This window comes from Streptococcus pseudopneumoniae IS7493 (assembly GCF_000221985.1).
In the GTDB taxonomy this organism is placed as follows: domain Bacteria; phylum Bacillota; class Bacilli; order Lactobacillales; family Streptococcaceae; genus Streptococcus; species Streptococcus pseudopneumoniae.
In genome coordinates, this window is sequence record NC_015875.1 from 1,546,512 (window position 1) to 1,560,211 (window position 13,700).

The 13,700-nt window shown below is 40.0% G+C and carries 10 protein-coding genes; 6 read left to right on the forward strand and 4 right to left on the reverse strand.

From position 1 onward, the window contains the following. The first annotated feature begins 273 nt into the window (after window positions 1-273). From SPPN_RS07940 to tpx, 6 genes are all read left to right on the forward strand, one after another. On the forward strand, window positions 274-1,389 hold the full coding sequence (locus tag SPPN_RS07940) for a HesA/MoeB/ThiF family protein (protein WP_000364968.1): 1,116 nt from the start codon (window positions 274-276) through the stop codon (window positions 1,387-1,389). Continuing rightward, window positions 1,382-2,575 carry an MFS transporter gene (locus SPPN_RS07945; protein ID WP_001081491.1) on the forward strand — a complete coding sequence of 398 codons (1,194 nt, stop codon included), beginning with the start codon at window positions 1,382-1,384 and terminating at the stop codon, window positions 2,573-2,575. The genes SPPN_RS07940 and SPPN_RS07945 overlap by 8 nt, the downstream gene beginning before the upstream one ends. Window positions 2,576-3,046: 471 nt before the next feature. Continuing rightward, complete coding sequence (locus SPPN_RS07950; RefSeq protein WP_000619142.1) at window positions 3,047-3,769, forward strand: metal ABC transporter ATP-binding protein; 723 nt, start codon at window positions 3,047-3,049, stop codon at window positions 3,767-3,769. After that, on the forward strand, window positions 3,766-4,614 hold the full coding sequence (locus SPPN_RS07955) for a metal ABC transporter permease (RefSeq protein WP_000559788.1): 849 nt from the start codon (window positions 3,766-3,768) through the stop codon (window positions 4,612-4,614). The genes SPPN_RS07950 and SPPN_RS07955 overlap by 4 nt, the downstream gene beginning before the upstream one ends. Before the next feature lie 34 nt (window positions 4,615-4,648). Next, a complete protein-coding gene (psaA, locus tag SPPN_RS07960; RefSeq protein ID WP_000733085.1) occupies window positions 4,649-5,578 on the forward strand; it encodes a metal ABC transporter substrate-binding lipoprotein/adhesin PsaA in 930 nt (309 codons plus the stop codon). 122 nt (window positions 5,579-5,700) lie between these two features. Further along, window positions 5,701-6,192: a thiol peroxidase gene (gene tpx, locus SPPN_RS07965; RefSeq protein WP_000256026.1), complete on the forward strand. Its 492-nt coding sequence runs from the start codon at window positions 5,701-5,703 to the stop codon at window positions 6,190-6,192. Between the two features lie 209 nt (window positions 6,193-6,401). On the opposite strand, the gene SPPN_RS07970 is transcribed toward tpx, so the two are convergent. The 4 genes from SPPN_RS07970 to ileS form a co-directional block, all read right to left on the reverse strand. After that, on the reverse strand, window positions 6,402-9,110 hold the full coding sequence (locus SPPN_RS07970) for an ABC transporter permease (RefSeq protein WP_000595894.1): 2,709 nt from the start codon (window positions 9,108-9,110) through the stop codon (window positions 6,402-6,404). A gap of 1 nt (window position 9,111) precedes the next feature. Beyond that, the gene (locus SPPN_RS07975; protein ID WP_000323361.1) at window positions 9,112-9,813 is read right to left on the reverse strand and encodes an ABC transporter ATP-binding protein; all 702 of its coding nucleotides are present in this window, start codon (window positions 9,811-9,813) and stop codon (window positions 9,112-9,114) included. A 118-nt stretch (window positions 9,814-9,931) separates the two neighbouring features. Continuing rightward, window positions 9,932-10,624, reverse strand: a complete 693-nt coding sequence (locus SPPN_RS07980; RefSeq protein WP_000240129.1) for a phosphoglycerate mutase — start codon at window positions 10,622-10,624, stop codon at window positions 9,932-9,934. A 145-nt stretch (window positions 10,625-10,769) separates the two neighbouring features. After that, window positions 10,770-13,562, reverse strand: coding sequence for an isoleucine--tRNA ligase (gene ileS / locus SPPN_RS07985; protein ID WP_000768050.1), 2,793 nt, complete (start codon window positions 13,560-13,562; stop codon window positions 10,770-10,772). Window positions 13,563-13,700: the final 138 nt, after the last annotated feature.

A 13,700-nucleotide genomic window follows, 5' to 3' on the forward strand; every position in this document is an offset into this window, starting at 1 on the left:
TTTTTAAAAATTTTTTAAAAATTCACAAAAAAATTAATTGTCTGAAAAATGAATTGACAAAAAATATATAAAATGATAAAATTCTATCTATCTCATAGCTTTGCTACTTGAAATTTAAATATTAGGAGGTAGATTTTATGCTTAAGCAAAAACGTGTTCATTCTGTAAGTATTGCAGGAATCGCAGTAGAAGGATAGTAATACTTTCTTCACCGAGGCTGGTAACTAGACTTTCTCTAGTTACCTTTTCTTTTAATTGATATAAGGAGATATAATGGATCTACTAAAAGCTCGTCCAAAACTAAAAAAGGCTTACCCAGTAGTATATAAAGACGGATCGGTCTATATAGGTGGGTTTGGAGAAATTACAGAATATGAAGACCCTAGCGGAGCTATTGAATACATGCTCAAAAAAATGGATGGAATTAATACCGTCGAAAAAATCATAAGAGAAGTTTCAGAAACCTACAGTGAACTATCACCATCTGATGTAATGGAAGCTATTGATGAAATCAGTAAAGAACGATTTATCGAGGATTTAAATCTTACTGGTTCTAAAATATTATCCAAGTATGAATTAGAACGTTATCACAGAAACATCAACTTTTTTTCATCTTACGCAACTTTAAGTGAAAATAAATATATTTCTCAAAAAAAATTAATTGATTCAAAAATTGGAATTATTGGATTAGGCGGATTAGGCTCTCACATTATATATGACTTAGCTGGCTTAGGTATAGGAGAAATAAAAGCTGTTGAATTTGATGTCGTTGATATATCTAATTTAAATAGACAAATTTTATATAACTTTGATGATATAGGAAAGAGTAAAGCAAGTATAGCAAAACAACGCATCTATGAATTTAATCCTCAAATAAAATTTACTGTTGAGGAAAAGAAAATCAATTCATCTGAAGATGTTGTTGAATCATTCCGAGGATTCGACTGCTTAATACTAGTTGCGGATAGACCTAAAATCAAACTAGCAAGATGGGTAAATGAAGCTATAGTAAAGCTGAATATTCCTTTATTTTGTGCAGGTTTAGAAGCGCAACGAGCCCTGCAATATACTATTATCCCCAAAATATCTGGATGCATAGATTGTTGGAGAAATACTATCCAAAAAGAACACCCTATTTCTCACCTAATCCTTGAAGAAAGAACTCGTTTAAATTTAGTTGGTGACAATACTGCCATAGCTCCTCTAGTATCTGTAGCAACTGGTATCATTTGTTCAGAAGTTACAAAATATATCACTGGTATCGGTGAATTAACTACTGTAGGCCAATTAAAATCTATAGATATGAATACAATGACTACAAAAATAGCCGAGCATTGGCATATAGATCCCAATTGTATAACCTGTCGTGGAGGTAATATTATTGAATAGAAATTACAAAATATTGTGGCTAACATTTCTTGTATCCAACTTTGGTGATTGGCTAAGAAAATTAGCTCTACCTTTGCTAGTATTTGAGAAAACAGGATCTCCATTTCATATGGCTACTCTATACGGTATTTCATTTTTACCATGGATTTTATTTTCTCTAGTAGGAGGTATATTAGCAGATAAATTCAAAAAAGTATATATCATTTCGATATGTCATTTAATCTCATTAGTCATTCTAAGTTTGCTAATAATATCTTTTAAAAATGATAATATACTCTTACTCTTAATTTATATTTTAACCTTCCTGCTCTCCTCTACAGAGCCATTAGTCCACCCAGCATTTCAAAGCTTGTTACCACAGATTGTAACAGACAATCAGCTATCAAAAGCCAATTCAGGAATCCAACTTATTGACAATACATTAAATCTTATTGGTCCTATGATTAGTGGTTCTGTTCTATTACTTATTAATCCAGCTAAAGTTTTATGGGTCAATGCTCTTACCTTTTTAATTGCCAGCCTATTAATTCTCTGCATAAAAACTCCAGAAAATACACTAGTAAATATCTCTAAAAAAGAGAGTCTTTCTAAAACAATATCTATTGGTTTGCACTATGTAAAAAATGATAAAATCATCCTAAGTGGAGCTATTCTTTTTTTTGGAACAAACTTTGGTATTCATATATTTCAGGCCAACTTAGTTTACTATATTACAGATGTTCTAGGCTATACCTCCTTTCACTATGGATTAATACTCTCAATAGCTGGTGTAGGAGCTATATTAGGTGCTATTCTTGCCCCTGAATTAATTAAAAAGTTTAGATATGGAAAAATCCTCTCCATCAGTACAATGCTAGCTGGTCTATCTACTATGTTGCTATCAATTAACACAAACTATATATATATGGGAGTATTTTTAGGTTTGAGTAATATGTTTGGCAATATCAATGCCATTACATATTTTACGTTACGACAAAAAGTTGTCAAAAAAGAAATGTTGGGACGTGTTGTTAGTATTACTAGAATGATCTCATTTGCTTCTATCCCCTTAGGAGCATACCTTGGAGGGATACTTGTTTCACATAACTTAACTATCATAAGTATTCTAATATTAGCAGGTACTATAAGATTTCTTGCAGGGGGATTTAGTTACTTTAGTCCATTAACCAAAAGTAAAAACTATTGATGTTTAAAGTGTGATATACTTATTCAAAATAATTCATCAAAGAATCGCTCATACTCAACAAAAATCAAAGGGTAAACTAAGGGGTTATCCATGGATAGATTAAAACACTTTTTGAAGTACAGATAGTAAATCTAATTAAAGAATCTTTAAAATCATAAAAACGCATAATATCAGGTGTATAAACCTTGAGATTATGCGTTTTATTAGACCTCCTACTAAATATATAGCAAAATAGAGTTAGTTGGAGCTGGAGTAGTACAATGCTGCTTCTAAGGCATTTTTATAATTTACTTTGAATTTCTAACAATGTTTTAAAAAACTCGGTGGACTATTCCAGATTCAATCCACTATATATTGATTCCCTTGTGTGATGTGTAAAGATTTTTTAATGACTTATTTTAATTTTTTCAAAAATTAACTTGACTTAATTTTTTTTTAATGTATATTAAGAGACAGGAGGAATATAAGTTTATGATACGTATCGAAAACCTCAGTGTCTCCTACAAAGAAACGTTGGCACTTAAGGATATTTCACTAGTGCTCCATGGACCAACAATTACCGGCATCATTGGTCCAAACGGCGCTGGGAAATCAACACTATTAAAAGGTATGCTGGGAATTATCCCACATCAAGGTCAGGCATTTCTCGATGACAAGGAAGTTAAAAAATCCTTACACCGAATTGCCTATGTCGAACAAAAAATCAATATCGACTACAACTTTCCCATCAAGGTCAAGGAATGCGTCTCGTTAGGACTCTTTCCCTCTATCCCTCTCTTTCGAAGTTTAAAGGCTAAACATTGGAAGAAAGTGAAAGAAGCCCTTGAAATCGTCGGTCTAGCTGACTACGCTGAACGGCAAATCAGTCAACTGTCTGGAGGTCAATTCCAGCGGGTCTTGATTGCCAGATGTTTGGTGCAGGAAGCCGACTATATCCTCTTGGATGAACCCTTTGTTGGGATTGACTCTGTCAGTGAGGAAATCATCATGAATACGCTGAGAGATCTGAAAAAAGCTGGGAAGACGGTTCTCATCGTCCACCACGACCTCAGCAAGGTTCCCCACTACTTCGATCAAGTCTTGCTTGTCAATCGAGAAGTGATTGCCTTTGGTCCAACCAAAGAAACCTTTACCGAAACCAATCTCAAAGAAGCTTACGGTAATCGACTCTTTTTCAATGGAGGTGACCTATGATTGCAGAATTTATCGATGGATTGCAAAAATTCCATTTCCTACAAAATGCCTTGATAACAGCTATTGTCGTCGGGGTCGTAGCTGGAGCTGTGGGATGTTTCATCATTCTACGCGGGATGTCACTCATGGGAGATGCCATTTCACATGCTGTCTTACCAGGTGTAGCCCTCTCCTTCATCTTGGGCCTTGACTTCTTTATCGGAGCCATTGTCTTTGGATTGCTAGCTGCCATCATCATTACCTACATCAAGGGAAACTCGATTATCAAAAGCGATACCGCCATCGGCATTACCTTTTCTTCTTTCTTAGCCCTCGGTATCATCTTGATTAGTGTCGCTAAAAGTTCAACTGACCTTTTCCATATCCTTTTTGGTAATATCCTAGCCGTCCAAGATACGGATATGCTTATTACTATGGGTGTTGGTGCAGCCATTCTCTTGTTAATCTGGATTTTCTTCAAGCAACTCTTGATAACTTCCTTTGATGAACTCTTGGCTAAAGCCATGGGAATGCCTGTCAATTTCTATCACTACCTTCTCATGGTACTCTTGACTCTCGTGTCTGTGACAGCCATGCAAAGTGTCGGAACTATCCTGATTGTAGCCATGCTGATTACCCCAGCCGCGACTGCTTATCTGTATGCTAATAGTCTGAAAAGTATGATTTTCCTATCTTCAACCTTTGGAGCGACAGCTTCAGTTTTGGGGCTCTTTATCGGCTATAGCTTTAACGTTGCGGCAGGTTCTAGTATCGTGCTTACAGCCGCTAGTTTCTTTCTCATTAGCTTCTTTATCGCTCCAAAACAACGATATTTGAAACTAAAAAATAAACATTTGTTAAAATAAGGGGCAAAGCCCCAATAATAAATTGGAGGATCTAATGAAAAAATTAGGTACATTACTCGTTCTCTTTCTTTCCGTCATTGCTCTTGTAGCATGTGCTAGCGGAAAAAAAGATACAGCTTCTGGTCAAAAACTAAAAGTTGTTGCTACAAACTCAATCATTGCTGATATTACTAAAAATATTGCTGGTGACAAGATTGATCTTCACAGTATCGTTCCGATTGGGCAAGACCCACACGAATACGAACCACTTCCTGAAGATGTTAAGAAAACTTCTGAGGCAGACCTCATTTTCTATAACGGTATCAACCTTGAAACAGGTGGCAATGCTTGGTTTACAAAATTGGTAGAAAATGCTAAGAAAACTGAAAACAAAGACTACTTTGCAGTCAGCGAAGGCGTTGATGTCATCTACCTTGAAGGAAAAAATGAAAAAGGTAAAGAAGACCCACACGCTTGGCTCAACCTTGAAAATGGGATTATCTTTGCTAAAAATATCGCCAAACAATTGAGTGCTAAAGATCCTAACAACAAGGAATTCTATGAAAAAAATCTCAAAGAATATACTGATAAGTTAGACAAACTTGATAAAGAAAGTAAGGATAAATTTACTAAGATCCCTGCTGAAAAGAAACTCATTGTAACCAGCGAAGGAGCATTCAAATACTTCTCTAAAGCCTATGGTGTCCCAAGTGCTTACATCTGGGAAATCAATACTGAAGAAGAAGGAACACCTGAACAAATCAAGACCTTGGTTGAAAAACTTCGCCAAACAAAAGTTCCATCACTCTTTGTAGAATCAAGTGTGGATGACCGTCCAATGAAGACTGTTTCACAAGACACAAACATCCCAATCTACGCACAAATCTTTACTGACTCTATCGCAGAACAAGGTAAAGAAGGTGACAGCTACTACAGCATGATGAAATACAACCTTGATAAAATTGCTGAAGGATTGGCAAAATAATCCTCTGAAAAACGTCATTCTCACATGAGCTGACGTTTTTTCTATGCACACATTTCCGGTCAAATCATTGGAAAATTCTGACCGTTTCAGCTACAATGGAAGAAAAAAGATTGGAGTATCTTATGGTAACTTTTCTCGGAAATCCTGTGAGCTTTACAGGTAAACAACTACAAGTCGGCGACAAGGCGCTTGATTTTTCTCTCACTACAACAGACCTTTCTAAAAAATCTCTGGCTGATTTTGATGGCAAGAAAAAAGTCTTGAGTGTCGTGCCTTCTATCGATACAGGCATCTGCTCAACTCAAACGCGTCGCTTTAATGAAGAACTGGCTGGACTGGACAACACGGTCGTCTTGACTGTTTCCATGGACCTGCCTTTTGCCCAAAAACGTTGGTGCGGTGCTGAAGGTATTGAAAATGCCATCATGCTCTCAGACTACTTTGACCATTCTTTTGGACGTGATTACGCTCTCTTAATCAATGAGTGGCACCTATTGGCACGCGCGGTCTTTGTCCTTGATACTGACAATACTATTCGCTATGTTGAATACGTGGACAATATCAACTCTGAACCAAACTTCGAAGCCGCAATTGCAGCTGCTAAAGCCCTATAGAAAAAATCCTCTGTCACAAAGAGTTCCCTACTCTTTGAAACGGAGAATTTTTGTTTACAAGTAAATACAAGTTCAATCAGCTAAAAACAACCACCTTATACTCTTCGAAAATCTCTTCAAACCACGTCAGCTTTATCTGCAACCTCAAAGCGGTGCTTTGAGCAACCTACGACTAGCTTCCTAGTTTGCTCTTTGATTTTCATTGAGTATTACTCTACAGATTTCAAGGCTTCTAACATATCAACCTTTCTCAAATGATGATTAACAAAGAAACCAAGCAAGGTCAAAATGATACTTACTGCTGCCACTGAGATTACATAGACTTCCCAGCCTACCTGTGGATAAAAGAGAATAGTCGCTGGTGAAATCATTTGAATCAAAAATTGGTGTAAATAGAAACCAGATACCAGACCAAGGACGATTCCAACAAGGGACAGCACAATCGTCTCACGGTAAATGTAGAGAGTGACTTCATTATTATGAAAACCGAGAACCTTGATAGTGGAGAGTTCACGGATTCTTTCAGCTACGTTGATATTGGTCAAATTGTAGAGGATAACAATAGCCAACAGAACCGACACGATGACCAAGATGGTCATGGTCTGATTGAGTGAGCTAGCGACGGAGTCAAAGAGGCGAATGGCTGAAGCATTTTGGACAACACTGGACACCGCAGCTTGATTCATAAGTAAGCCTGCCTGTCTTTCGATACTAGTAGCACTGGTATCTCTTAACGAGACCAAATAAGTGTTGGCTTGGGGTAGCTGTCCGTAAAGTTGCTCATAGCTAGCCTGACTCATATAAATAAAGTGACCAACGTAGTTCTCAGTAATGGCAGCAACCTTTAGTTCCTTACCTTCAATTTCGAAAGTCTGCCCAACCTTGACACCTGCCAGCTGGGCTAGTTTAGTTGTAATAACGACTCCATCTTTCAATGTCAGCTCCTGCTGATGATTTTGCAGATGGATAAAGGGAGTCAAATCTTCCTTATCTGTCATCATAAGGGTAATAGTCTGAAGACCAGCCTTACCTTTGAAATCCTTATCTAGCGTTTTTGAATAGATTTTCTGATAGGTTTGAATATCCTGCCCTTTCAACACTTCTTCCAACTCTGCCTTGTCTTGATTGGTCGCACTAGGATTTTCAGAGACAATCATTTGATACTGTTGGATTTGTTGAAACTGTCTAGACGGAACTCCTGCTACAGAGGATTGGATGCCCAAGCCTGCAAAGAGCAGAGCGACTGAACCTGCCACACCAAATATTGTCATCAACATCCGCTGTTTATAACGGAAGATATTGCGGGCTGTTACTTTATGGGTAAAATTGAGACGACGCCAAATAAAACCGATACGCTCCAGTAAGATTTTAGCTCCTTTAACAGGTGGTTTAGGCAGTAAAAGCTGAGCTGCTTCATCGTGAAGTTCCCTCCGAGCCACCAGATAGGCTGGTAACACACTCGCCAACCAACTCAAGCCAAGAGCTAGTATGCTATAGGTCCAATAGAACTGAATCTGAGTTTCTCCCACCACCATACCTTTTGTAATAACACTTGAAATCACACTGGCTAGCAAATAATGGCCAAGTATACTACCTAGAGCTGTTCCGACAGTCCCAGCTACTAGACCGTAAAGGAGAAACTTGGCAATAATATCCTTGCTACGATAACCCAAGGCCTTAAAAATCCCTGCATGTGTTCGCTCTTCATCCACAAAACGGGTCATAGTTGTAAAGGTCACCATAGCTGCTACGGCATAAAGCACTACAGGAAAGATATTGCCCACTGCCCGAATACTGGCTGAAGCATTACTGTACATGAGGTAGCCTTGACCACCTGGCATGGTCTGACGATTATAGACTTGATACTTGGGCTCAGCTAATTCATCCAAGACTTGCTGATGTTTTTCTAATTTTTCCTTTTCTTGGGCTAGATTTTGTTCAGCCTGCTTTAGTTTGTCCTCTTCCTTGCTCAATTCCTGCTTGGCTTGGGTAAGTTGAGCAATGGCTTGCTCTCTCTGAACTTGAGGTAGCAAAGATAATTGACTTTCCTGAGCCTGTAAACGAGCTTGAGCAGTTGCTAAACGACGCTTGCCTTCCTGCAAATTAGCCTGTGCCTGGTCAAGGGTCTCTTTCCCCTTATCGAGAGACTCTTGCCCTTCTTTTTTCAAGAGCTGCAGACGTGCCTTGCCATTATCTGATAAAGTTTGTTCAAGGTCTTCCTGATGTTGCTTGGATTTTTCTTCATAAGCTACTGAAAAGGCATTTAAGCCTGCTAAATCTTGATATTTCAAACGAGCTATATTGTAGACTTTCTGATCAAACTGACTAGGTAAAATCACCCCGTAGGCTGTCAGAGTCCCACTTCCACTTCCTGCATAGCCCATATCTCGCTGAGAGAGGATTTCAGCCGAATCCACAAAACCAGTAATGGTAAAAGTATGGTCTTTTAAAGAGGAATGACTGCCTTCTTTTTCTTTAAAACTAATCTCCTGTCCTACGCTATATTGACTCTGCAGATGACTGGCCAAAGCAATTTCCTGGTCTGACTGCGGAAGTCGTCCCTCTCTGAGCTGAAAGGTTGAAATTCGCTCTGGTTTGGAGTACAGCCGAATAGCATCCTGCCCATTAGCCATGGTCACATCTGTCAAGTAGCCAAACTCGACCTCTGCGCCCTCTAACTGTTCTAGTTCTTCTTGATCTGCTTGATCCAAACCATAGTTAGACATGACTGCCAAATCCAAGGTTTTAGCAGTTGTGAAATAAGCATTAGCGGTCGCCTCCATATTGGGGCCAGTTACTTTGAGACCTACTAGGGCTAGAGAGCCCAACATCATCAGGGTCAAGATGGATAAAAAACGCCCCTTGGAGCCTGTGAAGGACTGAATTAAGTCCTTCCAATAGGTTTTTCGCTTAATCATGCTAGTACTCCAAACTATCTATATCCTGAGGATGCTGGTTGATCACCACATCCTTGACACTGGCATCGTGCATATGAATCACGCGATCAGCAATAGGAGCTAGCGCGCTATTATGGGTCACAATAATCACTGTTGCCCCTTTTTGACGAGACATATCTTGGAGAATCTTCAAGACTTGCTTGCCCGTCTGATAATCCAAGGCACCTGTTGGTTCATCACAAAGGAGCAGTTTAGGATTTTTAGCTACCGCGCGTGCAATGGAGACTCGCTGTTGCTCCCCTCCAGAAAGCTGGGCTGGGAAATTATTTAGACGATGAGCCAGACCTACATCTGTCAGCACCTGCTCAGGATCCAAGGCATCTGTCACGATTTCAGAAGCCAGTTCCACATTTTCCTTAGCAGTCAGATTGGAAACTAGATTGTAAAACTGAAAAACAAAACCCACATCATTTCTACGATAATTGGTGCGCTGGTGGGAACTATAGTCTGCAATATTGACACCATCAATCCAGATTTCCCCCTCGTCATTGGTATCCATGCCTCCAAGAAGGTTAAGAACCGTTGACTTACCAGCACCTGACGCACCAAGGATAATCACCAGCTCCCCTTTTTCAATCTCAAAATTCACATCACGATTGGCCACAATCTCCGTGTCCCCAACCTGATATCGCTTGTAACAATGTTTCATCTCAATATAAGCCATCAGACCCACCCTCTCTCAAACAAATTACTTCCTACTACCATTATAACGCTTTTTCAACTAGTTGGAAACTGGGAACAAAAACAAAAAGCCTAGAAATCAATTCTAGACTTACATTTTTTTATTTTCCAAGGTAGTATTCAGAAACTACGTTCAATTTTTCGTCGAATTCGAATACCAATGGTGGGAAGTTAGGGATTTCCACGTCCATGATCTCGTCATCTGACAAACCTTTGATATGTTTTACAAGGGCACGGATTGAGTTACCGTGAGCTCCTACGAATACGTTTTTACCATCTTTAAGAGCTGGAGCGATTTTATCTTCCCAGAATGGAAGGGCACGTTCCAAAGTCACTTTCAAGTTTTCAGCATCTGGGATTACTGAATCGTCAAGTGAAGCATAACGACGGTCTGTGTGAGCTGAGTGCTCATCATCACGGTCCATGTTTGGAGGCAATACATCGTATGAACGACGCCAGATGTGAACTTGCTCATCACCAAATTGTTCAGCAGCTTCAGCTTTGTTTTTACCAGTCAAACCACCGTAGTGACGTTCGTTCAAGCGCCATGATTTTTCAACTGGAACCCACAATTGATCAGAAGCTTCAAGAGCCAAATTTGTTGTTTTGATAGCTCGTTTCAATACTGAAGTGTAAGCTTGGTCAAATTCGATACCAGCTTCTTTGATCAATTTACCAGCGTCAATCGCTTGTTGCGTACCTTTTTCAGACAAATCAACATCAGCCCAACCAGTGAAAAGGTTAGCTTTGTTCCATTCAGACTCACCGTGGCGAGCAAAAACCAATTTTACCATTAGATGGATTCTCCTTTAAATTTTCCGAGGTTTCCCCTCGTTTATCTATTCTATTTTACACAATTTTTCACAAAAAAGCTAGTCAAAACCAAAAAGGAAAGGACTGTTTGGCAATCCTTTTCCTTCTTAGTATCATACAACAACCTTACTTCTCTTCAAATCCTTCTGCGACTGCGTCCGCAAAGTTTTCTTCTACGATGCTTGCACAGTGGTCACAGATGACTGCCTGGTAGGTGCGTTCTGCTGTTGTTGGGTCGGTGCGACGGCAACGGTCACATACTTGGCCTGCAGCACGTTCAACTGTGAAGGCGACATCTTCGAAGCTAAGGGCAGCTTCTGGAGCTGGTCCTTCTGCGATGGTCAACTCAGACACGATCAAAAGTTGTGCTACATTGCTGTTTACTGCTTCGAGTAGAGTTTTCACAACTTCATTTGGATAAACTGTCAAGTGTGCTTCAAGTGATTTACCGATAACTTTTGCATTACGAGCTTCTTCCAAGGCTTTTTGAGCTTGTCCACGGAAGTCCATGAAGGCTGCCCATGTATCCAAGATTTCTTCTTGATTAGCAAAAGTTTCCGCTTCTGGCAATTCTGACAATTGAACGAAGTCTTCTGCTTCAAACTCAAGGTATGACCAGATTTCTTCCGCAGTGTGAGGAAGGATTGGTGTCAAGAGTTTGGTGATTTTCACAAGAATGTCATAGAAAACAGTCTGCATTTGACGGCGTTCGAGTGATTTGGCACCTTCGATATAAACAACATCTTTGGCAAAATCAAGGTAGAAGGCTGATAAATCAACGTTGATAAAGTTCACCAAGGCCTTGTAGATTGTCAAGAATTCAAAGTCTGCATAGGCATCACGAATGGTCTTGACAAGCTGGTTAAAGCGAATAGTCATGTACTTATCAACTGAGCGAAGCTCTTCGTAAGCGACTGCATCTTGAGCTGGGTTAAAGTCAGATGTATTGGCAATCAAGAAACGAAGGGTGTTACGGATCTTGCGGTAAGTTTCAGAGACTTGGCTCAAGATATCCATAGAGATACGCACGTCGTTGCTTGAGTCAACACTTGTTACCCAGAGACGCAAGATTTCAGCACCGAATTGTTTTTCAACATCGCTTGGAGCAATGGTATTTCCAAGAGATTTAGACATCTTCTCACCTTTACCATCAAGGGCAAATCCTTGTGACAGAATTTGTTTGTAAGGTGCTACACCATGATTGGCAACAGATGTGATGAGTGAAGAGTTGAACCAACCACGGTACTGGTCAGAACCTTCTAAGTAAAGGTCTGCTGGGTAAGTCAACTCAGGACGGTTTACTACAACCCCATTCCATGATGAACCTGAGTCAAACCAAACGTCCATGATATCTGTTTCTTTTTTGAACTCGCCATTTGGTGAACCTGGATGAGTAAATCCTTCTGGTAAGAGGTCTTTGGCATCACGTTCCCACCAAATGCTTGAACCGTGTACTTCAAAGAGTTTAGCCACGTGTTCAATGGTTTCAACAGTCATGATTGCTGTACTATCTTCAGCATAGAAGATAGGAAGCGGAACACCCCAAGCACGTTGACGAGAGATAACCCAGTCGCCACGGTCACGAATCATATTGTAAAGACGGACTTTACCCCATTCTGAGTGGAACTTCACTTTTTCAATTTCGTCCAAGATTTCTTGGCGGAATTTAGAAACTGAGGCAAACCATTGTGGAACTGCACGCCAGATGATTGGTTTCTTGGTACGCCAGTCAAATGGATATGAGTGAGAGATTTCTTCTTGGGCAAGAAGGAGATTACCAAGTTTCTCGATAACAGTTGGTACAACCTTGTCGTAGAACTGGCCTTCAAACTCAGCACCAGCATTAGCCATCATGATACCACGTTCGTCAACAGTGACTGCGACTTCAAGACCATTAGCAATACCAACATTGTAGTCGTCCTCACCAAAACCAGGGGCTGTATGGACGATACCTGTACCAGAGTCAGTGGTAACGTGATCACCAAGGATCACCAATTCATCTACAGCTGTATCCCATGGGTGTTCTGTTACGATGTGGTTGAGTTCTTGACCACGGTAAGTTGCCAACACTTGAACATCAGCCCAATCAAATTTCTCAGACAAGCTAGTCAACAACTCTGCAGCAACGACAAACTTACGAGCTTCACCAGCAGGTTGAACCAAAACGTAATCAATATCTGCACCAACCGTCAAACCACGAGAAGCTGTGATGGTGAATGGAGTCGTTGTCCAAACAACGATGTAAGTATCTGTATCTAGAACACCTTTGCCATCTTTGACCTTATTGGCATAGTAAAGGGAAGTTGAAACCAAATCATGGTATTCAATTTCCGCTTCGGCAAGGGCTGACTCAGATGACCATGACCAGTAAACTGGCTTGGCACCACGGTAGATATAACCCTTATTAGCCATCTCACCAAATACACGGATTTGGGCTGCTTCATAGTCAGGAGTCAAGGTCACATATGGATTTTCCCAGTCACCAGAAACACCCAAACGTTTAAAGTCTTCACGTTGTTTATCTACTTGAGAAAGAGCGTATTCACGGCAAAGTTTCAAGTACTCAACCAAGTCCATTTCTTTACGTTTGACACCTTGTTTTGCCAAAACTTGCTCGATTGGCAGACCATGAGTGTCCCAACCCGGGATAAATGGTGCGTAAAAACCTGACATTGATTTTGAGCGAACAATGATATCTTTTGAAATCTTGTTCATAGCGTGTCCAACGTGGATATTTCCGTTGGCGTATGGAGGGCCATCATGCACGGCGAAATGAGGTTTTCCTTGGTTCAATTCTTGACGACGTTGATAAAGTTTTGCATCTTCCCATTCCTTTTGCCAAACTGGCTCTTTGGTCGGAAGGCCTGCACGCATTGGGAAAGCTGTTTTCCCAAGATTAAGGGTATCTTTGAGTTTCATGGTATCTCCTTTATAAATAATAACAAATTAAAAACCACGACTGCCAAAAAGGACGAAAATCGTGGTACCACCTTTATTCGGAAAAAGATTTAGTCTTTCTCCCTCTTATCCCGTAACGTGGGAAACGTCAAATCTTAC

Excerpts from the sequence above, each read along its gene's own strand:
- tpx (WP_000256026.1), top strand. The coding sequence starts at position 5,701 with ATGGTAACTTTTCTCGGAAATCCTGTGAGCTTTACAGGTAAACAACTA.
- SPPN_RS07980 (WP_000240129.1), bottom strand. The coding sequence starts at position 10,624 with ATGGTAAAATTGGTTTTTGCTCGCCACGGTGAGTCTGAATGGAACAAA.
- SPPN_RS07950 (WP_000619142.1), top strand. The coding sequence starts at position 3,047 with ATGATACGTATCGAAAACCTCAGTGTCTCCTACAAAGAAACGTTGGCA.
- psaA (WP_000733085.1), top strand. The coding sequence starts at position 4,649 with ATGAAAAAATTAGGTACATTACTCGTTCTCTTTCTTTCCGTCATTGCT.
- SPPN_RS07970 (WP_000595894.1), bottom strand. The coding sequence starts at position 9,110 with ATGATTAAGCGAAAAACCTATTGGAAGGACTTAATTCAGTCCTTCACA.
- ileS (WP_000768050.1), bottom strand. The coding sequence starts at position 13,562 with ATGAAACTCAAAGATACCCTTAATCTTGGGAAAACAGCTTTCCCAATG.
- SPPN_RS07955 (WP_000559788.1), top strand. The coding sequence starts at position 3,766 with ATGATTGCAGAATTTATCGATGGATTGCAAAAATTCCATTTCCTACAA.
- SPPN_RS07975 (WP_000323361.1), bottom strand. The coding sequence starts at position 9,813 with ATGGCTTATATTGAGATGAAACATTGTTACAAGCGATATCAGGTTGGG.
- SPPN_RS07940 (WP_000364968.1), top strand. The coding sequence starts at position 274 with ATGGATCTACTAAAAGCTCGTCCAAAACTAAAAAAGGCTTACCCAGTA.